The 21,247-nt window shown below is 44.0% G+C and carries 23 protein-coding genes; 22 read left to right on the top strand and 1 reads right to left on the bottom strand.

The genetic code is table 11. The features are described 5' to 3' along the window. Positions 1-137 precede the first annotated feature (137 nt). The 8 genes from ADI76_RS10415 (at position 138) to ADI76_RS10380 (ending at position 7,228) form a co-directional block, all read left to right on the top strand. Positions 138-1,349, top strand: a complete 1,212-nt coding sequence (locus ADI76_RS10415) for a phosphopentomutase (protein ID WP_003003757.1) — start codon at positions 138-140, stop codon at positions 1,347-1,349. A gap of 1 nt (position 1,350) precedes the next feature. Continuing rightward, positions 1,351-1,896 (top strand): DUF1697 domain-containing protein, encoded by a 546-nt coding sequence (locus ADI76_RS10410; protein WP_049516380.1) that lies wholly within the window; start codon positions 1,351-1,353, stop codon positions 1,894-1,896. A gap of 12 nt (positions 1,897-1,908) precedes the next feature. After that, entirely contained in the window at positions 1,909-2,718 is an 810-nt protein-coding gene (locus tag ADI76_RS10405) for a purine-nucleoside phosphorylase (protein WP_049516377.1), read from the top strand. A gap of 4 nt (positions 2,719-2,722) precedes the next feature. Further along, positions 2,723-3,958 (top strand): chloride channel protein, encoded by a 1,236-nt coding sequence (locus ADI76_RS10400; protein ID WP_193390733.1) that lies wholly within the window; start codon positions 2,723-2,725, stop codon positions 3,956-3,958. Next, on the top strand, positions 3,955-4,665 hold the full coding sequence (locus ADI76_RS10395) for a type 1 glutamine amidotransferase (protein WP_049516382.1): 711 nt from the start codon (positions 3,955-3,957) through the stop codon (positions 4,663-4,665). Before ADI76_RS10400 ends, ADI76_RS10395 begins: the two co-directional genes overlap by 4 nt. A 353-nt stretch (positions 4,666-5,018) precedes the next feature. After that, positions 5,019-5,729, top strand: a complete 711-nt coding sequence (deoD, locus tag ADI76_RS10390; protein WP_003007097.1) for a purine-nucleoside phosphorylase — start codon at positions 5,019-5,021, stop codon at positions 5,727-5,729. After that, entirely contained in the window at positions 5,729-6,496 is a 768-nt protein-coding gene (locus ADI76_RS10385) for a hypothetical protein (RefSeq protein WP_049516373.1), read from the top strand. The genes deoD and ADI76_RS10385 overlap by 1 nt, the downstream gene beginning before the upstream one ends. Next, complete coding sequence (locus ADI76_RS10380; protein ID WP_049516372.1) at positions 6,497-7,228, top strand: NAD-dependent protein deacylase; 732 nt, start codon at positions 6,497-6,499, stop codon at positions 7,226-7,228. It abuts the gene before it with no gap. Positions 7,229-7,266: 38 nt separating this feature from the next. Here ADI76_RS10380 and ADI76_RS10375 read toward each other — a convergent pair whose 3' ends face one another. Then, complete coding sequence (locus ADI76_RS10375) at positions 7,267-8,175, bottom strand: LysR family transcriptional regulator (protein WP_003003594.1); 909 nt, start codon at positions 8,173-8,175, stop codon at positions 7,267-7,269. Positions 8,176-8,419: 244 nt separating this feature from the next. On the opposite strand from ADI76_RS10375, the gene ADI76_RS10370 reads away from it, so the two are divergent. From ADI76_RS10370 to ADI76_RS10300, 14 genes are all read left to right on the top strand, one after another. Further along, positions 8,420-9,844, top strand: a complete 1,425-nt coding sequence (locus tag ADI76_RS10370) for a DUF6688 domain-containing protein (protein ID WP_049516370.1) — start codon at positions 8,420-8,422, stop codon at positions 9,842-9,844. Positions 9,845-10,029: 185 nt separating this feature from the next. After that, complete coding sequence (locus ADI76_RS10365) at positions 10,030-10,836, top strand: dihydroorotate dehydrogenase electron transfer subunit (RefSeq protein WP_049516367.1); 807 nt, start codon at positions 10,030-10,032, stop codon at positions 10,834-10,836. Between the two features lie 10 nt (positions 10,837-10,846). Beyond that, positions 10,847-11,785, top strand: coding sequence for a dihydroorotate dehydrogenase (locus tag ADI76_RS10360; protein ID WP_049516364.1), 939 nt, complete (start codon positions 10,847-10,849; stop codon positions 11,783-11,785). A 176-nt stretch (positions 11,786-11,961) separates the two neighbouring features. Then, complete coding sequence (gene pyrF, locus ADI76_RS10355) at positions 11,962-12,654, top strand: orotidine-5'-phosphate decarboxylase (protein WP_003003278.1); 693 nt, start codon at positions 11,962-11,964, stop codon at positions 12,652-12,654. Between the two features lie 139 nt (positions 12,655-12,793). Further along, entirely contained in the window at positions 12,794-13,426 is a 633-nt protein-coding gene (gene pyrE / locus ADI76_RS10350; RefSeq protein ID WP_049516362.1) for an orotate phosphoribosyltransferase, read from the top strand. Positions 13,427-13,570: 144 nt separating this feature from the next. Then, on the top strand, positions 13,571-14,170 hold the full coding sequence (locus ADI76_RS10345) for a hypothetical protein (protein ID WP_049516361.1): 600 nt from the start codon (positions 13,571-13,573) through the stop codon (positions 14,168-14,170). Between the two features lie 46 nt (positions 14,171-14,216). Next, a complete protein-coding gene (locus ADI76_RS10340) occupies positions 14,217-14,798 on the top strand; it encodes a DUF3592 domain-containing protein (protein ID WP_239683641.1) in 582 nt (193 codons plus the stop codon). Positions 14,799-14,871: 73 nt separating this feature from the next. Continuing rightward, complete coding sequence (locus tag ADI76_RS10335; RefSeq protein ID WP_049516356.1) at positions 14,872-15,369, top strand: hypothetical protein; 498 nt, start codon at positions 14,872-14,874, stop codon at positions 15,367-15,369. A 274-nt stretch (positions 15,370-15,643) separates the two neighbouring features. Continuing rightward, on the top strand, positions 15,644-17,149 hold the full coding sequence (locus tag ADI76_RS10325; RefSeq protein WP_049516352.1) for a glycosyltransferase family 39 protein: 1,506 nt from the start codon (positions 15,644-15,646) through the stop codon (positions 17,147-17,149). A 130-nt stretch (positions 17,150-17,279) separates the two neighbouring features. Next, positions 17,280-17,933: a uracil-DNA glycosylase gene (locus tag ADI76_RS11435; protein ID WP_009730942.1), complete on the top strand. Its 654-nt coding sequence runs from the start codon at positions 17,280-17,282 to the stop codon at positions 17,931-17,933. A 9-nt stretch (positions 17,934-17,942) separates the two neighbouring features. Beyond that, entirely contained in the window at positions 17,943-18,407 is a 465-nt protein-coding gene (locus tag ADI76_RS11430; protein ID WP_023917990.1) for an NUDIX hydrolase, read from the top strand. Between the two features lie 11 nt (positions 18,408-18,418). Next, complete coding sequence (locus tag ADI76_RS10310; protein ID WP_049516349.1) at positions 18,419-19,687, top strand: dihydroorotase; 1,269 nt, start codon at positions 18,419-18,421, stop codon at positions 19,685-19,687. A 14-nt stretch (positions 19,688-19,701) separates the two neighbouring features. Next, a complete protein-coding gene (locus ADI76_RS10305) occupies positions 19,702-20,544 on the top strand; it encodes an SGNH/GDSL hydrolase family protein (protein WP_049516347.1) in 843 nt (280 codons plus the stop codon). Then, a complete protein-coding gene (locus ADI76_RS10300) occupies positions 20,513-21,145 on the top strand; it encodes a YpmS family protein (RefSeq protein ID WP_049516345.1) in 633 nt (210 codons plus the stop codon). Before ADI76_RS10305 ends, ADI76_RS10300 begins: the two co-directional genes overlap by 32 nt. The last annotated feature ends 102 nt before the right edge of the window (positions 21,146-21,247 follow it).

Raw genomic sequence — 21,247 nt, 5'->3', positions numbered from 1 at the left:
ACCACTGCGTCTTGCTCGACAATCCAAAAACAATTGAGAGGCTAGGACTTTTGTCCCAGCCTCGGATCAAACAACGGCTCTCTTCTTATAGGGATATGGTATAATATAGCTAGTTTAATAAAGGAAAGAGGCAGTATATGTCAAAATTTAAACGCATGCACTTAGTTGTGCTTGATTCAGTTGGGATCGGTGCTGCACCAGATGCCAATAACTTTGTCAATGCAGGTGTTCCAGATGGAGCATCTGATACATTGGGCCACATCTCTAAAACCGTCGGTTTGAATGTACCAAACATGGCCAAAATCGGTCTTGGAAATATTCCTCGTGAAGTACCATTGAAGACTGTGCCAGCTGAAAGCAACCCAACTGGTTATGCGACAAAATTGCAAGAAGTTTCTCTTGGGAAAGACACCATGACTGGTCACTGGGAAATCATGGGGCTCAACATTACAGAACCTTTTGATACCTTCTGGAATGGTTTCCCTGAAGAAATTTTGACTAAAATTGAAGAATTCTCAGGACGTAAGGTCATCCGTGAAGCCAACAAACCTTATTCTGGTACAGCGGTCATCGATGACTTTGGACCACGCCAAATGGAAACTGGTGAGTTGATTATTTATACATCAGCAGACCCTGTCCTTCAAATCGCAGCTCACGAAGACATCATTCCTTTGGATGAACTCTACCGCATCTGTGAATACGCTCGTTCCATCACTTTGGAACGTCCAGCTCTTCTTGGTCGGATCATTGCGCGTCCTTATGTTGGGGAACCAGGCAACTTCACACGTACGGCTAACCGTCGTGACTTGGCTGTTTCACCATTTGCGCCAACTGTTTTGGACAAGTTGAACGAAGCGGGTATCGATACCTATGCAGTTGGTAAGATCAACGATATCTTCAACGGAGCTGGTATCAACCACGATATGGGCCACAACAAATCAAATAGCCACGGTATGGATACCTTGATTAAGACCATGGGACTTCCTGAGTTCCAAGAAGGGTTCTCATTTACCAATTTGGTAGACTTTGATGCTCTTTACGGTCACCGTCGCAATGCTCATGGTTATCGCGATTGCTTGCATGAGTTTGACGAACGCTTGCCAGAAATCATTGCAGCTATGCGTGAAGATGACCTCTTGATGATCACGGCAGACCACGGGAATGACCCAACCTACGCTGGTACAGACCATACGCGTGAATACATCCCATTCTTGGCTTATAGCCCATCCTTCAAGGGTAATGGTGTGATTCCAGTCGGACATTTCTCTGATATCTCTGCGACAATTGCAGAGAACTTTGGTGTTGAAAAAGCCATGATCGGTGAAAGCTTCTTAGACAAATTGAACTAAGATGACACGCTTCGCTCTCCTCGTAAGAGGGATCAATGTTGGCGGGAAAAACAAGGTCGTGATGGCAGAACTTCGAGAAGAGCTTCAAACGATCGGGCTGGATGGGGTAGAGACCTACATCAATAGTGGCAATATCTTCTTTGAATCTGCTGGTTCTAAAGCAGAATTGGTGGATTTGCTGGGACATTTCTTTTGTGATCACTACCCCTTTATCCAGTCTTTTTCTCTCTTTTCAGCTGAGGACTATGCGCAAGAACTCGCTGCTCTACCAGCCTGGTGGCAGGAGGATCTGGCCCGCAAGGATGTTCTCTTTTACACAGAAGGCCTCGATCAGGATGCTGTCTGGGAGCTGGTCTCTTCTTTTTCGCTCGGTGATGAAATCATCCATCGTGGGAATCTAGGGATCTACTGGGGCAAATACTCAGAAGAGACCTATACAAAGACCGCTTACCACAGACAAGTCCTCAAGATGCCGGATTACCGTCTTTTGACCATTCGCAATGCCAATACATTTGACAAAATTGGCCAATTTTTAAGGAAATCATAAAGGAGATATGCAATGACATTATTAGAAAAAATCAATGAAACAGCTGCTTTTTTGAAGGGCAAAGGAATGGAAGCACCTGAGTTTGGTTTGATCCTTGGATCAGGTCTTGGAGAACTGGCTGAAGAAATCGAAAATCCAGTCGTGGTAGACTACTCTGAAATTCCAAACTGGGGTCGTTCAACAGTTGTCGGCCATGCTGGTAAATTGGTCTACGGTGATCTTGCTGGACGCAAGGTTTTGGCCCTTCAAGGACGTTTCCACTTCTACGAAGGAAACCCATTGGAAGTTGTGACTTTCCCAGTTCGTGTCATGAAAGTTTTGGGCTGTGAAGGGGTTCTTGTTACAAATGCTGCTGGTGGTATCGGCTTTGGTCCTGGTACTTTGATGGCTATCACAGACCACATCAACATGACTGGTCAAAACCCATTGATCGGTGAAAACTTGGATGACTTTGGTCCACGTTTCCCTGATATGTCGAAAGCTTACACACCTGAATACCGTGAGACTGCTCATAAAGTGGCTGACAAATTGGGTATCAAGTTGGATGATGGGGTTTATATCGGTGTGACAGGTCCTACCTATGAAACTCCAGCTGAAATCCGTGCGTATAAGACACTTGGAGCAGATGCTGTCGGAATGTCAACCGTTCCTGAAGTCATTGTTGCAGCGCATTCTGGCTTGAAGGTTCTTGGTATTTCATGTATTACCAACTTTGCGGCTGGTTTCCAAGAAGAGCTCAACCACGAAGAAGTAGTGGAAGTGACAGAGCGCGTCAAAGGCGACTTCAAAGGATTGCTGAAAGCGATTCTTGCTGAACTCTAATCCAATGAAAGTACGACTCCAAAGTCTGCCCTACGGACTGAGGTTGCTTCTAGCCACCTTATCATTAGGGATTGGGACGGGCCTGATCGGAATTGCCTGTCATTATCTACTAGAAGGGGTGCAAGAGCTGGCTTTTGGCCAAGCTAGTTCGGATTTGCTCCAGCAATTTCAAGAAGCTGGAGGTCTCCGTAGATTTTTGGTCTTATGTGTGACTGGGTGCTTGGCAACTGGCTTCTGGTATGTCCTGCAAAGGCGTTATAAGATCCTGTCTATTCGTCAGCAAATTGACTTAGCTGGAGACAGGGAACCAGCGCCCTTAGCCCACCTCCTTCATGCAGGGATGCAGGTGGCAATTGTTGGAGCAGGCGCATCGGTCGGAAAAGAAGGAGCCCCACGTGAGGTCGGGGCTCTTCTAGCTGGTCGCTTGGCGAAGGGATTCTCACTAGCTCTCAAAGAGCGAAAAGTCTTGATTGCCTGTGGTGCTGGAGCTGGTTTAGCTGCGGTCTATCAGGTCCCCTTTGCCAGTAGCTTGTTCGTCTTTGAGACCTTAGGACTCGCCTACAGTTGGCAGAATTTTCTACTGGTTTTGACCAGTACTTATCTGGCCACCTGGGTCGCTCAGTCCATCGTTGGTCAGGAGGCTGTTTATCACATGTCCGCAGTCTCATGGTCGTCTAGCAGCTTCTTACAGGCTATTGTGATTGCTTTCTTGGTCACTCCCTTGGCTCTGGCCTTTGCTTTCCTCGCCAAGCGGGCTAGTCACAAACGGCGGAAGGATAGGACGATTCTTTGGGCTCTTCCTCTAGCCTTTCTAGTGCTGGGGAGCCTAGTAGCCTTTTTCCCTATCTTTATGGGAAATGGCCAGGTACTAGCGCAAGCCCTCTTGTCTAGCCAGTCGATTCCTTATCTTCCACTGACTCTTGCAGTGAAGGGGCTTCTGGTTTATCTCCTCTTGCGCAATGGTGCCTATGGAGGGACCTTGACACCATCATTTGCCTTAGGGATTGGATCTGGCTACCTAGTGACCTTACTTTTGACAGTCCTTGGGATTCATCTGGATCCTGCTCTAGGGATGTTACTTGGAGCGACCGTCTTTTTAGGGACGACCCTAGAAGCTCCTCTGACAGCCATTGCCCTGAGCCTTGGATTTACGGGCCAAACTTGGAGTTTGACAATCCCGCTTTTACTTGCGGCTGGTCTGTCTTATGTGATTCGAAAGAGATGGGAGAAGAAACGATGAAGGTACATTTTGTACTGCATGAAACCTTTGAAGTGCCGGGCGCTTATCTAAAATGGGCGCAGGAGCGTGGCCATCAAGTGACCACGACTAAAGTCTATGAGAATGAAGCCCTACCCGAGACAGTTGATGAGATTGACTTTTTGATCGTCATGGGAGGACCTCAATCGCCAGATGAAGATCGAGAAGCTTTTCCATACTACGATCCTCAGGCAGAGATCGAGTTGATTCAAAAAGCCATCAAGGCTGATCGTTATATTGTTGGGGTCTGTCTTGGTGCCCAGCTCTTGTCTGTTGCTTATGGCGCAGAGTATGAACACAGCCCTGAGCGCGAGATTGGGGTTTATCCTGTGACCTTGACGCCTGAAGGACTCACAGATCCACATGTCGGTGAGTTTGGAGAAACGTTTGAAACTGGTCACTGGCATGGTGATATGCCCGGATTGACAGAAGATGCTGTTGTTCTTGCGACCAGTCAAGGGTGTCCACGTCAGATGATTCGCTTCAGTCCGAAACACTATGCCTTCCAAGCCCACTTGGAATTTGATCCAGAAGCAGTCGATCTCTTGATTGCTGCTGACGGTGAAGATGTTTTGGAAGAACAAAGTCAAAAATTGACCTTTGTTCAAAAACCTGAAGCCATTCGTGCTTACGATTATCGAGAAATGAATGCCAAACTCTACGCATTTTTGGATTCATTAACAAAATAAATTAAAAAGAAAGGTAGAGCATGTGTTCTGATTTGAACACGAGCGGAAAGCTCTCCTAATTACTCAATAAAAAAAGAAAGGATGGGTTTACCGTATTCGCTGAACTGAATACGGGCGGAGAACTGTGTAAAAAAGATAAACTGTCTAGCATCTGCGATGCGTCGTCAGTTTCCTATTTTTACTTTGCCTCTTTAACGCCTATTCTAAAAAATAAAAAAGAAAGGTAGAGCATGTGTTCTGATTTGAACACGAGCGGAAAGCTCGGAAAATAGATAATCTGACTGAGAAATCAGGATTTCTCGTCAGATTCCTAATTTTCAGTCGCTTTCTGGTCGCTCTTTGTATCATAAACTATGTCTATCCATATTGCTGCTAAGCAGGGTGAAATTGCTGATAAAATTCTTCTTCCTGGGGATCCTCTTCGTGCGAAATTTATCGCTGAGAACTTCCTTGAAGACGCTGTTTGCTTCAACGAAGTTCGTAACATGTTTGGTTACACAGGAACTTATAAAGGTCACCGTGTATCTGTCATGGGAACTGGAATGGGGATGCCATCCATCTCCATCTATGCGCGTGAATTGATTGTCGACTACGGTGTGAAGAAATTGATCCGTGTGGGAACGGCTGGTTCTTTGAACGAGGATGTCCATGTTCGTGAATTGGTCTTGGCGCAAGCTGCCGCAACCAACTCAAACATCATCCGCAACGACTGGCCTCAATACGATTTCCCACAAATCGCTAGCTTTGATCTTTTAGACAAGGCTTACCATATTGCCAAAGATCTTGGTATGACCACTCACGTCGGCAATGTCTTGTCATCAGATGTCTTCTATTCAAACTATGGTGAAAAGAACATCGAGCTTGGTAAATGGGGTGTCAAAGCTGTAGAAATGGAAGCAGCAGCCCTTTACTATCTTGCGGCTCAACACCATGTGGATGCCCTTGCTATCATGACGATTTCAGACAGTTTGGTTAATCCAGATGAGGATACAACCGCTGAAGAACGCCAAAATACGTTTACAGACATGATGAAAGTTGGTCTTGAGACCTTGATTGCAGACTAATGACAGAATATCTTCATGATGAATGGCTCTACGATCTCCAAAATTATCACTACAGCCGGGCTCTGCGCTCTATCAAGCAGCAGGAAGAAGTACCGGATTTGTTGGTGAGTTTACTGCAGTTAATGGCGGAGCGTCGAGAGCTCAATATCCAACCCGTCATGAATCAAAAGTTGAGAACCGAGTTGCTAGAGTCGACTGGTTTTCAGCTTTTTTGGCATGAAGATCCAGAAGATGAGCAGTTGGCCAACTACCTCTATGACCTCGAGGCGAAGTTGCGAAATGAGCAGATTATTGACTTTGTTCGTGCCGTCAGCCCAGCTATCTATCGGATCTTTATGCGTTTGATTCAGTTGAAAATCCCTGATATTACCAACTATATTCATAACTCCAAAGAATCCAGTTATGACCGTTGGAAGTTTGAGAGCCTGCATGCGTCTGACAACCCTATCCTGCAGCAATTCCACAGCGAAAGTGTGGTCAATTCATCCAGTTTGACGGAGTTGATTGTGCAGTTGGATTTGCCAGATAGCGTCAAAGTTGCGGCCCAACAATTGCGGGAGTTAGAAAAATCAGTTCGCAACCCCTTGGCCCACTTGATCAAGCCCTTTGATGAAGAAGAGCTCCATCGGACGACGGGTTTCTCTTCTCAGGATTTTATGAAGAATTTGATTGACCTTGCAAGCTATACAGGTATCCATTATGATCAAGTTAACTTTTATTTTGATCAGGCCAATGCTGTCATGGAAGAGATACTAAAGGAGAAGTAGATGGATAAGATTGCTCAACTACAGGAGATGATTGATCAGAGTCAACGGATTGTGTTTTTCGGAGGGGCAGGAGTTTCCACGGAGTCAAATATTCCAGATTTTCGAAGCTCAGACGGTGTCTATAGTGTTCAGGTAGGGCGGCATTTGACAGCTGAGCAATTGGTCTCCCATACCATGTTTGAGCGCTATCCAGAGGACTTTTTCGACTTTTATAAGAAGTACTTGCTCTACCCAGATGCCAAGCCCAATGCAGCCCATCGGTATCTGGCACGGCTTGAAGAGACTGGTAAGCTCAAGGCGGTGGTGACACAAAATATTGATAGTCTCCATGAAATGGCTGGTTCTAAAAAAGTTTTGAAGCTCCATGGCAGTGCCGACCGCAATTACTGTAAGGGTTGCCAGCGATTTTATGATTTGGAGGCCTTTCTAGCTTTAGAAGGCCCGGTTCCACACTGTCTGGACTGTGGCGAGGTGGTCAAGCCTGATGTGACCCTCTACGAGGAGCCTCTCGATATGGACATCTTTAGCCAAGCTGCTCAAGCTATCCAAGAGGCTGATCTGCTGATTATCGGTGGGACCTCACTTGTGGTCTACCCAGCAGCTAGCTTGATCCAGTATTTCCAAGGGAAGAAGCTGGTTGTCATCAATAAAACCAGTATCCCACAAGACAAGCAAGCAGACCTGGTCATTGAAGGAAAAATTGGGGAAGTATTTTCACAATTAAGACAATAAAAAATATCTGAGTGAACATGGATCACTCAGATATTTTTTTACTTATCAAACTTCACTTCCTCAAGCAAGTACTCGATGAATTTTTCTCCCATTTTTGAGAGGGCTGTTTTTTCATGTTTGATGTAGACCAGCTCGATCGGGTCTTCGATATCAAGGGGAATGGAGACGATGTTATTTCCGTTGAGATTGCTGTTGAGGATCCCGGTCGCAATAGTGTAGCCATCCAGACCAATCAAGAGATTAAAGAGGGTCGCCCGGTCACTGACGACGATGGATTTTTTATGATGCTCTTGAGAGAGGATCTCTTCTGAGAAGTAGAAGGAGTTGTGGGTTCCTTGGTCATAGCTAAGGTATGGGAAATCTTCCAGATCAGATAAGTGGACGATCTCTTTCTTGGCAAGAGGATTGGTCTTGCTGACAAAGATATGAGGTTGCGCTGTAAAGAGGTGGGTGGCAATCAGGTGATTATCATCCAGCATCTTAGAGAGGACATCTCGGTTGTAGCTATTCAAAAAGAGTACGCCAACCTCGCTTCGGAAATTCTTGACGTCATCGATGATCTCCCAAGTCCGCGTCTCCCGTAGGAAGAGCTCGTATTTTTCCATGTCGCTTTTCTTCAATAGAGAAACGAAGGCCTCAACCACGAAGGCGTAGTGCTGTGAAGAGACGCTGAAAAGCTCACGAGAGCCCACGGGATTTTTATAGCGCTCGGACAAGAGGTCAATCTGCTCCACCACCTGGCGGGCATAAGAGAGGAACTCCATCCCATCGCGAGTTAGAGTGATTCCTTTGGGATTCCGGATAAAGATTTCAATTCCCATCTCATTTTCCAAGTCCTTGACGGCATTGGAGAGACTGGGTTGCGTGATAAAGAGTTGTTTTGCGGCCTCATTCATAGAGCCGGTTTCGACGATTTTGATAATATATTGTAATTGTTGTATTCTCATACTTTTATTCTAACATAAAAATGCGCGTTTTTCCCGTAAAATGTGGTTTTTCAAGGATTGTATAAGAGAGTAACACGGGCTGAAGTAGGTAATCAGAAGGAGGCTAAATTAAATAGTTAAAAAAATAGAAGATTTGAAACAAAATCTCCATCTAGGGACTGATTTTGATGGAGAAATCCAGTTTTGCCTTGCTCAAGGAGAGATTTGATTGATAGAATGGTAAAAAATGGATTGAGGAGATCTTATGAAAAAACTAGTTTCCTGGTATAAGAAAAAGGATAAGGAATTGGAAACCCATTTCACAGCCGGTCTGTTACAGATCAATTTTGTGACCAATGCTTTGATTCTATTGGCCTTTTACATCTATTTTGTCATTCGTGAGTCGCTCTATGCCCTGTCGGATCCATTCATTCATTTTAGTGTTTGGGATATTATTGCCTTCACCGTGGAGGTTTTGCCCTATGGTGTGACCCTAGCCCTTTTTGTACCCAATGTTTTTGTGATTATCTATGGGATTGGGCGGTGGTCCAGTATCCAGTTCAAAGAAGCAGAGGAAGAAGCTCTCAAAGATCCAGATCTGTTTGAAGAGAGAGGACCAGAGAAGGGAGAAGAGCTGATAGAAGAAGACGCATTCACAACTGAATCACCGAGTCCTGAGCCTGTCAAAAAGAAAAAGAAACAGCCAACAATCGTTCTTTGGTTTGGTCTCTTTGGTTGCTTTCTCGAAGCGATTTTCATTTTCATCGTGAAAGAGATGACCTTTTACGATTGGAGTGAACCCCTGATTAATTCGCAGAAGCACGCCCTGATCTGGTCGGGCGCCTATCCAACCTTCTTCACCTTTGCTGCTCTCACCTTGCTAGCCTTGATCATCTATTCCTATCGGGATGCTAATTCCCTCTCTCCATTGGCTAATATCTTCTGTATTAGTGGCATTCTGGGAGGAGTGGTTCTCCTCTTAGTTTTTGATAATCAGCTGCAGGTAGCATGTTTTCACACCTTTTTCTTACTGATCTATTCCATAAATCTCTTGTGGGTTCGTATCAAGGAGTGGCAGGAAGATCGAACAGAGACCACCTATGAGAATCGTCTGCTTCAGTATTTCCATCAGCTCTTAAACAAGTCACGTAACTGGCCTTGGCTAGCGGTTCTGCTTGCCCTTCCGACGCTGGTTCTCGTCGTCCTCATTCTCATGCTCTTTGGGCAACAACCAGATTCCATGATCAAGGCCTGGACCAATACAGCAGACTGGGCCTTCTCGCAAAAAATCCCTCCTCAGAATCTCATCATTGATGAGCATTATCTCTGTACGGTTGCGGCTGGTGGTCATGAAAAGGTGGTCAAGCCCCAGCGGATGGGAGTCCGTCACGGTCATCCAGTCGTTGTCAATCGCCAGCTCTGTATTGCCAATGCTTTTGAGCAAGTATTAGAAGAAAAGACGCCACGTTTCCATCGCTTCTTACGTCGCAATTATGACTGCTATGGCTATCCCTTTGCCAAACATATCAAGAAGAAATGGGCTATGGACCTGATTTACTACCTAATGAAACCCTTGGAATGGCTCTTTTTACTGGTTCTCTATCTAGTCGATCGCAAGCCTGAAAACCGAATCGCCATGCAATACATCAAACCGATCCCAGAAGATTTTGATCCCAAGAAAGCTTCTTAAGTCACCGATTTCTACTTGACAAGCGACCAGTAGCGCGATATAATGAGAAAAATTTAACCTTTAAGAGGTCCAGAGAGGCCTGCAAGGAAAGACAGAAAAAAGTTCAGCAGACGGAGTCTAGCTGATCATTTGTAGGACCTTGCTTTCGCGAGGTCTTTTTTGCTGGAAGAAAGAAGAGGAAACCAATGGTCAGTGACAGCTGTAAAAAACGGTTTGGAAAAATCATGATGGAAGACATGGAGTTAATTGCTCAAGAAGAGATTGCGCCCCGGATTTTTTCAATGGTCTTGAAGGGGGAAATGGTGGAGCAGATGTTGCCGGGGCAGTTTCTCCATATCCGTGTGCCGGATGACTCTAAGCTCCTTCGCCGTCCCATTTCTATCTCAGAGATTGATCTAGACAGCCAGACCTGTCGCCTCATCTATCGGGTAGAAGGAGGCGGAACGGCCATCTTTTCTCACTTGCCTGTCGGTAGCTTTCTCAGTGTCATGGGCCCTCAAGGAAATGGCTTTGACCTAAAAGATCTTGGTCAAGGGGCGCGTGCTTTGATCATCGGTGGCGGGATTGGAGTGCCTCCCTTGGTCCAAGTGGCTAAACAACTACATGAGCAAGGAGTAGAAGTACATTCTGTCCTTGGATTTGCTACTAAAGAAGCAGTTATCCTTGAGGAAGAATTGAAGCAGTATGGGCAAGTCACTATTACAACTGACGATGGCTCTTATGGCATAAAGGGATATGTCTCCACCATCGTTGACCAGATGGACCAGGAGTTTGATGCCATCTATTCTTGTGGGGCTCCTGGCATGCTCAAATATGTCAACAGCAAGTTCTATGACCACCCTCGCGCCTATATTTCCATGGAATCCCGCATGGCTTGTGGGATGGGAGCTTGTTATGCCTGCGTGGTGCATCTGGAAAATGCAAGCCAAGCAGCAAATAAGCGCGTGTGTGAAGACGGACCGGTCTTTGAAACTGGTACAATTGTGATGTAGGGAGGAAAGTATGACAAGCAATCGATTAGCTGTATCCTTACCAGGATTAGACTTGAAAAATCCCATTATTCCAGCTTCTGGCTGTTTTGGGTTTGGCCAAGAATATGCCAAATACTATGATTTAGATCTTCTTGGATCCATTATGATCAAGGCGACGACTGCTGAGGCTCGCTTCGGAAATCCGACACCACGTGTTGCGGAGACTCCTGCAGGCATGCTTAATGCCATTGGTCTCCAAAATCCAGGCGTAGACGTTGTCCTAGCAGAGAAACTCCCTTGGTTGGCCCAGCATTATCCAGATTTACCGATTATCGCCAACGTAGCTGGCTTCTCTAACGAAGAGTATGCGACGGTTTCTAGAAAAATCTCGCAAGCACCAAATGTCAAAGCGATTGAGCTCAATATCTCTTGTCCAAACGTAGACCATGGGAACAACGGCCTCTTAATCGGTCAGGTTCCAGAGTTAGCCTATGCAGCTGTCAAAGCAGCAGTGGAAGCTTCCTCCGTCCCTGTCTATGTCAAATTAACGCCAAGTGTGGCAGACATCACCCAGGTCGCAAAAGCAGCAGAAGACGCAGGGGCCGCCGGCTTAACCATGATCAATACCTTGGTCGGGATGCGCTTTGACCTCAAGACTGGCAAACCGATCATTGCAAATGGTACGGGAGGGATGTCAGGACCAGCTATCTTCCCAGTGGCCTTGAAACTCATCCGCCAAGTAGCCCAATCCACTAACCTGCCCATCATTGGAATGGGCGGTGTCGATTCAGCAGAAGCAGCCATTGAAATGATGATTGCTGGTGCTTCAGCGATTGGGGTCGGGACGGCCAATTTTACCGATCCTTATGCTTGTCCAACTATTATCGAAGATCTGCCACAGGTCATGGATCGAAATGGCATTGACACGCTTGAGAATTTTCGGAAACATGTACGGGAAAATCTACTGTAAATCCTTGACTTTTCCCAAATATCGTACTACAATAAATAAAAACCTTTAAAGCAGTCCAGAGAGGCTCCTAAGGTCTAGACGGTGAATCAGGGTAGATACTACCTAATTTTCGTGTAACCTTGCCTCGGGCAAGGTTTTTTTGTGGAAAAAATGTCACCCATTAAAAGGAGAAAACCATGCGTGAAGAACGTCCTATTATTGCCCTTGACTTCCCAGCTTTCGAGGATGTCAAACACTTTTTAGAGCATTTTCCTGAAGATGAAAAACTATTTGTAAAAATCGGTATGGAATTTTTCTATGCAGTTGGTCCTGAAATTGTACACTACCTAAAAGGGCTTGGACACAGTATCTTCCTTGATTTAAAATTGCACGATATCCCAAATACAGTCAAATCAGCTATGTCTGTATTGGGTACTTTCGGAGTGGATATGGTGACGGTTCACGCAGCCGGTGGTGTAGAGATGATGCGCGAAGCCAAAGCAGCTCTTGGTGAAGGAGCTAAGTTGGTAGCCGTAACCCAGTTGACTTCTACCAGTGAAGAAGACATGCGTGATTGCCAAAACATACAAACAACGGTCCAAGAATCAGTCGTTAATTATGCCCGTAAGGCGCAAGAAGCTGGCTTGGACGGCGTAGTCTGTTCAGCCCATGAAGTAGCCTTGATCAAAGATGCCACTTCATCAGACTTTGTCTGTGTCACACCAGGGATTCGTCCTGCAGGAGCTGAAATCGGTGACCAAAAACGGGTTATGACGCCACAAGAAGCCCATAAAATTGGATCGGACTATATTGTTGTTGGACGCCCTATTATTCAAGCAGAAAATCCATGGGACGCTTACCATGAAATTAAGAGACAGTGGAATGCGTAAGAGCTACTAAAAGTGGAACTTTTGTAGTTCGAAAGTCCGATGGGACCTACTCTAACTTACTCACTAACCTGTAAAATTGTTCTTTAAATCTATTTTGGATTTAATTCGTATATGATTAAAATCGTAAAAAGGAGTTATCATGTCATTAGCTAAAGATATTGCCAGCCATCTTTTAAAAATTGAAGCCGTTTATTTGAAACCAGAAGAACCTTTTACTTGGGCTTCAGGGATCAAGTCTCCTATTTATACGGATAACCGCGTGACCCTTGCTTATCCAGAAACTCGTACCTTGATTGAGAATGGATTCGTGGATAAAATCAAGGAAGCTTTCCCTGAAGTAGAAGTGATTGCGGGGACAGCAACTGCGGGTATTCCTCACGGAGCGATTATTGCCGACAAGATGAACCTTCCTTTTGCTTACATCCGTAGTAAACCAAAAGATCATGGTGCTGGAAACCAAATCGAAGGCCGTGTACCGCAAGGTCAAAAGATGGTGGTGGTTGAAGATTTGATTTCTACTGGTGGTTCTGTTTTGGATGCTGTCGCAGCTGCGAAACGTGAAGGAGCAGACGTACTTGGTGTGATAGCTATCTTCACTTACCAATTGGAGAAGGCAGATAAGAAATTTGCGGAAGCTGGCGTTCAACTTGAAACCTTATCAAACTACACAGAATTGATCCATTTGGCTGAAGAACAGGGCTACATTACTTCTGAAGGTTTGGAACTGTTGCGTCGTTTCAAAGAAAACCAAGAAACTTGGCAAGACAAATAATATAACTGAAGCGTTTCTAACGCTTCTTTTTTATACTCTTTTCACTAGTTGGTGGTTAACTTGAAACCCAAAGTAAAATCCGGTATGATAGTAGTAATTGTTTTCATTAGAGGAAGGATAAAGACTAATTTAAGGGAGAAAAAAATGACAAAAGAACATTATTTGCAATTGAAAAAGCAGGTTCGCGTCTGGTTTACTGTCAATATCATTATTGGCTTGATTGCGATTGCAGGAGGGATTTTAGTGATCATTAGTAAATCACGTCATATCCCATATTTACTAATGTGCTTGGGAGCAGTGACCTTGATGAACCAAGCCTTGATTTATCCTGTTTTCAATGGAAAAAAAGAAGCTGAGGAAGCACATCCAGAGTGGAAGGAATTATCCACTAAAGATTCTAAAATACCTGTGGAAGATCTACAGAAAGGGATTCTCGTATCAGCTCTAGCTCTTCTGATTGTCATTATTGGTTTTTTCATGGTCTATCGTCCTCTTCCGACAACAGATGCAGGAACTGAAGTGATCAAAACCTATCGCGAGATTCAGTCTGTTCCGGAAAGTTCAACAGACAAAGAATCTAGCTCGATCTCCAATTTGACTCCGAAAGATGTTCAAACCTTACAAGAATTGAAAGAGGATATCGAATCAAACACCCCATCAGATTCGCCATCATTGGATATCAACAAAGCAAAAGATCTTGCAGAAAAGGCACAACAGCAAAATTGGTTGAAAAGAGGAGAGTAAGGATTCCTTTTCTTTACTTACTTGACAGATTTATAGGAGATTTTAATTGATAAAGAGAAATTCATTATCGATTATTGAAACAATTTTTATTATTGAGAAAGATCACGCGCAAAAAATAAATTGGTTTTCTAGAAAGGATTTAATGGTTTTGTTTTGGCTTATTTTGGGAATCTTGACCCTTGTTTTTCTGATCCTACTGCTGATCTTTTACACTTTCTATCGTCGTGAAATGAAGATAAAAACAGAATCAACCGCAAAAGTTATGGGAGAAGTCGTTGCTTTTGATTCTAAAAATCAATTCCTTATATCCTTGCCTGTGGTGGAATATCAAGTCGGCAGCGAAAGCTACCAAAAGACATTCACTTATGCTTATTATAGGGAGACCTCTTCTCAGTCAAAACAGACAGATGTTTTCGATAGAACCTATATTTGTGGAGCAGGCAAAAATCTGAACTTACGAATGATCTTTCCAATAGGCTCTCCCATGACAGTCTTTTATAATCTTGACAACCCCCAGATTGGTTTTGTCGAACGCTATGCCGGCTTAGTCGGTTTCTATAAAATTGGAATGGTTTTAACAGCTATTATCTATCTCGTGCTATCAGGTATTCTAGTTTTGGTATTTTGAATTACTACCAGTTACCTGAATTACGAAAAACTGAACGCACTTTTAAAATATTAATTTAACAAGAGGTTTTTCAATGCTCAAAAAAGGAACATGTTTTAATATCAGTTTGAATGGGAAAAAGCCTCTATGGGGATTCTTTTTGTTGGTAACAGATCAAGGGGAAGAATTCATCATCAAACGCAATAGTAAGATTCCTTTTGATAGATACCGTAAAGTGTATCAGACCACCTACTCGTTAAAAGATCAAATTTTTTTAAAGAAAGCACCGGCAAATGTTTATTCCTTGATTGGTGTTCCACTAGGTTTGTTATTAGCAAGAACATTTAGAAAGATCCTTCCCATGGACCTTTTCTTTGGAAAACTGAATCTTGATTTGGATGTTAGAGAAGGGGCGATGAATGTCCTTTTGTTTCTCTTCGCAGTCATCGTCACTTTATGGTTGGTCTCTGTTGCCAGAGATATACAGTTGAAACGCTTTGTTGAAAAAAATGGAGCAGAACTCGTATTAGTTGGTCAGATAAAACCAGTAGAGTATCTTCAAAAAACGTCAAATGGAACCGAGGTGTGGTGAATGCGAAAAATGAGAAAACGTCAATTGTTTGCCCTTATTTGTTTAAGTTCTCTCGTCCTGTTTTTAGCGTATTTTGTTCAAATGCGCTTGTTTTTGGCCTTGATTTTATGTTTAATTGTGATCTTATTTTTTAGAGGACTCGAATTCACAGAGCCTCGGGAAATTGAATTTGATTTCAAGGAAGATTGCAAATAACAAAGATAATTCCTTAACCTAAATGATTTCGTATCACCCCAAAACAGCAGAAATGCTGTTTTTTTGATATAATGGACCTATGTTATCGAAAAGTAAACGTATTCTATTTGGGATGCTTCATGTTGTCATGTTGCTAGTGATGGTCCACTGGTTCTTGATCAGTGTGACCTATCTGAGAGAGATTTCATGGTTAGCCATTTTAGGTGCTGGATTGCTATTTCTGCTAGCCTGGTTGAAACGCGACGGGGTAAAAAGAGCCATTGCTTGGTTGACCCGTCATAAAAAAGGCTTCTTGCTTGGCGCGATCATCTGTCAGTTAATCTTTATGGTTTGTGCGGAGCTTTTGATCCGTCGGGATGCTGCAGTTGTTTTCAAAGGGGCATTTGATCTTCTTAAACAATCTTCCATCACCAACTACCTCAGTCGCAATCCCAATAACATTCCGCTCTTTCTCTATGAAAAGTTTTTCTATCTTTTATTCGGTTCTAGCGGTTTGTGGGTTATGCAGGCTCTCAATATACTCTATGTCAATCTGGGTGCCGTCCTCTTGTACAAACTGTCCCAGAAGCATTTCAATCAGAAAACAGCTGATTTAGTTTATCTCTTTTATGTCAGCTTGATCTGTTACTCGCCTTATTTCTATTCCATGTATACAGACATTCCTCCGCTTCCTTTGATCGCTCTTCAATTGTGGTGGGCCTTGGATCTCTTAAAGGAAGACCAAGCAGGGATCTCTTGGAAGAAGATGTTTGGTTTAGGGATTTTATCTGGCGTGACCATGTTGATCCGTCCAACGACGATTATTATCATGATTGCCTTTTGGGCTGTCCTCTTCTTCAGAGGAAACTGGAAGGCCTTTGGCAAGATTGCTACGGTGACCGTCATGATGACGGGCTTTGTCTTTGCAGGATTGAATACAGCGGTCAATCATCAAACAGTTGTACCAATCTTGAAACAAGAAGGGCTGGCTAAGGGACCACTCTTGTTTATCAATCTGGGCTTGACAGATATGGGGCACAACCAAGAAGATATGAAAGAGGGCTTGCTGGCTTATATCGATGAGGACAAACGCTCGGATTACAACAATGGGCTCTTTAAGAAAGAAAATGTGATCAAAGAAATCAAGCGCCGTCTCAAGGAGTACGGACCTTTCGGTTTGATCGGTCATATCTACTACAAGCAATCTTTGACGGTAGCAGAAGGAACCCTAGGCTGGCTATACCGAGATGTAGAGTATGAGAAGACGCCATATATCAATCCTCTCTATGCACCCCTGACTAAAAATAATGGTCTGGCTAAATGGGTGCGAACCTATTTCCTCAGCACGGATCGCCCACAGTACAAGTATTATGAATTTGTGAAACAGTTGATCTGGATCGTCTTGTCAGCTGGCTTGGTTGGGGCTTATCTCAAACGTCGAGATACAGATGCCTTTAACTTCCTTTCCTTAGCGGTCTTTGGCGGCTTGCTCTTCTTAACCATCTTTGAAGGTGGGAAGACCCGCTACCTCATCCAATTCTTACCGCAAATTTTGCTAGTGGCTTCGATCGGTCTAGCAGGATTTACCAAGAAAGAAAATACCTAAAAATTCTCGCTTGTTTAACAGGCAGAACCCGAGGTTGGATAAAATGGTCCAGCCTCTTTTTTATCCAGTGGATCTGTGTCAAATGTGGTATAATGAAAGGTAAGAATTTATTGGATAGCGGAGAGTTTCCATGCAACATTCCCCCTGGCACGAAGCCATCAAATCCCATCTTCCGGAAGGGTATTTTCATCAGATCAATGACTTTATGAATGAGGTCTATAGCAAAGGAGTGGTCTATCCACCGCGTGACAAGGTCTTTAAGGCCTTGCAGACGACTGAGATGGATCAGGTCAAGGTCTTGATTTTAGGCCAAGATCCCTACCACGGACCGGACCAAGCGCAAGGTTTAAGTTTTTCTGTGCCGGATCATGTCCCAGCCCCCCCTTCTTTGCAAAATATTCTCAAAGAATTGCGCTCAGACATTGGGGAGAAGCGGTCGCATGATTTGACCTCTTGGGCAGAGCAAGGAGTGCTCTTGCTCAATGCCTGCTTGACGGTTCCTGCTGGTCAGGCCAATGGTCATGCGGGACAAATTTGGGAGCCGTTCACAGATGCTGTGATCAAAGTGGTCAATGAGTTGGAGGAGCCTGTTGTCTTTATCCTCTGGGGATCTTATGCCCGTAAGAAAAAGCCTCTGATTACCCACGATCGACATTTGGTCCTTGAATCAGCTCACCCAAGTCCCTTATCGGCCTACCGAGGATTCTTTGGTACCCAACCCTTTTCAAAAACCAATCAATTTTTGACAGAGGCGGGACGCGAGCCAATTGATTGGTTAAGATAGGAGAAAGAAATGCCACAATTAGCAACAATTTGTTATATCGACAATGGGAAAGAATTTCTCATGTTGCATCGCAATAAAAAGCCCAATGATGTCCATGAAGGTAAATGGATCGGGGTTGGTGGAAAATTAGAACGCGGGGAAACCCCTCAGGAGTGTGCTGCGCGTGAGATTTTTGAGGAGACCGGCCTTAGAGCCAAGCCAGTCTTGAAAGGGATCATTACCTTTCCGGAGTTTACTCCGGATTTGGACTGGTACACCTATGTCTTCAAGGTAACAGACTTTGAGGGAGAACTGATCGAGTGTAACGAAGGGACCTTGGAGTGGGTACCTTACGATCAAGTCCTCTCAAAACCAACCTGGGAAGGGGACCACACTTTTGTCGAGTGGTTGTTAGAGGATAAACCCTTCTTTTCAGCAATGTTTCGCTATGATGGGGATCGCTTGCTAGAGACCCATGTCGATTTTTATGAATAAAGGAGAATGCAATGGTTGTCATTAAAAATGGTCGTGTCATGGATCCAAAGACTGGTTTGGATCAAGTCTGTGACCTTCGCATCGAAGGAAAGAAAATTGTAGAGATCGCTGAAAATCTCCCAACGGATGGACAAGAGGTCCTTGATGCCTCAGGTCTAGTGGTAGCTCCTGGTTTGATCGATGTACACGTGCATTTTCGTGAACCTGGCCAAACCCATAAAGAAGATATCCATACGGGTGCTTTAGCAGCAGCTGCGGGTGGGTTTACCCGAGTGGTTATGATGGCCAATACCAATCCGACCATTTCAGATATTCCTACCTTAGAGGAAGTCTTAGCTTCTGCAGCCAAGGAAAATCTCCACATTCATACAGTTGCGACGGTGACCAAAAATTTTGACGGTCAAAACTTGACAGATTTTGGAGGCCTGCTTAAGGCTGGTGCGGTAGGATTTTCAGATGATGGGATTCCCCTTCAAAGCACCAAGGTTGTCCGCCAAGCCTTGGAAGAAGCTAAGCGTCTAGGAACCTTTATTAGTCTGCATGAAGAAGACCCTGAGTTGAATGGTATTCTTGGTTTGAATGAGAACATTGCCAAGGAACATTTCCATGTTTGTGGGGCGACGGGTGTAGCTGAATACTCGATGGCTGCGCGGGATGCCATGATTGCCCATGCGACAGGTGCTCACCTCCATATCCAACACCTTTCTAAGGAAGAAAGTGTCAAGGTTGTGGAATTTGCCCAAGGGTTAGGAGCTCATGTGACAGCAGAAGTAGCGCCCCAACACTTTTCAAAAACAGAAAGTCTGCTCTTGACTAAAGGAAGCAATGCCAAGATGAACCCACCCCTTCGCTTGGAATCAGACCGTCTAGCAGTGATTGAAGGCTTGAAGTCAGGCGTCATCTCCGTAATTGCGACAGACCACGCGCCTCACCATGCGGATGAGAAGAATGTTCCTGATATTACCAAGGCACCATCTGGAATGACCGGTCTTGAAACCTCACTTTCTCTTGGTTTGACCTACTTGGTCCATGCAGGACATTTGAGCCTCATGCAATTGCTAGAAAAGATGGCCTATAATCCAGCACGTCTCTATGATTTTGATGCTGGATATATTGCTGTGGATGGACCAGCAGATTTGACCCTCTTTGATCCGGAAGCAGATCGTCTGGTATCGGATCATTTCGCCTCAAAAGCTGGAAATTCACCATTTGTGGGTGAGAGATTAAAAGGGAAGGTTGCTTATACTATCTGTGATGGACAAGTGATTTTTCAAGGATAAGCGATCGTATTCATATGAATCTTAAAAAAATGATGCAAGGCTTGGTTTTCTTTTTAACCAGCCTTCTTGTCTTTGTCTTTCTATTTCGTGCTTTGCTACCGACTGCATCGCCTCGCATGACCAAGTCCAAAACGGCTGCGAAAGAAATTACCTATACTTATGTAGCTCTAGGAGATTCACTGACCAAAGGTGTGGGTGATAGCACCAATCAAGGTGGTTTTGTGCCCATCCTTGCCCAAAGCCTATCCAATGAAAACGAAGCTCAATACCATGCGGTTAACTATGGTGTTCCAGGAAACACCAGCACACAGATTTTAGATCGGCTCAAGAAGCAAACAGACCTTCAGAAGGATCTCAAGAAGGCGCATGTCATGACCTTAACGGTTGGAGGAAATGATCTACGCAAAGTCGTTGTCGATCATCTGAGTGATTTTTCTCTATCAGATATCCGAAAACCGCTCAAGAATTATACAGCAAACCTCAAAGAAATTATCACAAAAGCAAGAAAGGACAATCCCCATCTTCCTATTTATGTAGTGGGGATCTACAATCCTCTTTACCTGAATTTTCCTGAATTAACCAGTATTCAGACGGCTGTAGATCGTTGGAATGAGACGACGGAAGAAACCATCGCGCAATTTGATCAGGTCTATTTCGTTCCGATCAATGATCTGCTATATAAAGGAATTGATGGCAAAATGGGTGTGTCAGAAATTAGTGACGGGAAGACAACCGTTATCAATGATGCCCTGTATGAAGAGGATAGTTTTCACCCCAACAATACGGGCTATGAAAAGATGAAACAAGCAATATTGGAGAAAATCAATGCCACGAAGAAAACTTGGAGTCAAAAATAATCCCATAAAAGAGAAGATTCCCTTCCTTCAAAAAATCAATATTTGGAAATGGTTGTTTTTAGGCTTAGTCAGCCTTCTCTTAGCCTTTGCTTTAGTCGTGCAAGGACGCTTAGCGACGCCAAGAGAAGATGTTAGCCAGCTTCGTCAAGCAGTTGGCACCAAAGATGTCAAAGTTGGAACTATGACAACGACTCGTGATCAACTCAATGATACCATCAAATCGCTTCTGAAAAAATATAAGCTGTCCGACTACAAGGTCTATGCGGATAATCAGCAAATCCTCTTAGAGGGACAGTTGAGTCTATTAGGAAAGGACTATCCCTTATATATTTACTTTCAACCATCCAAGTTGGAAAACGGGAATATTCTTTTAACAGTGAAGGATTTTTCAGTCGGTACCTTTCAAATTCCTCAAAAAATGGTTTTGCAGCTTTTGAGCAAAAATAAAAATATCCCAGATTTTATCCAGATTTCGCCAAAGGAGTCTACCATCACCATTGTCTTACCAGAAATTGATAATGACTTTGGAATCTATGTCAAGGCCAATACCATTGATCTCTATAATGACAAGATCGTTTTTGATTTGTATCAGAAGAAGTAGGGTGGAAGAGGCTATTCAAATTGAATTCAAAGTCATCTTAAAAACTTTCCTTAGGTGAGTACGGACGTCAGCGAACTTCTACGAAGTTCCATGACTAATTAT

The organism is Streptococcus parasanguinis, assembly GCF_001074805.1.
GTDB classification, from domain to species: domain Bacteria; phylum Bacillota; class Bacilli; order Lactobacillales; family Streptococcaceae; genus Streptococcus; species Streptococcus parasanguinis_A.
The sequence above is the reverse complement of the archived record's forward strand: the minus strand, read 5'-3'. Positions and strand labels throughout refer to the sequence as shown.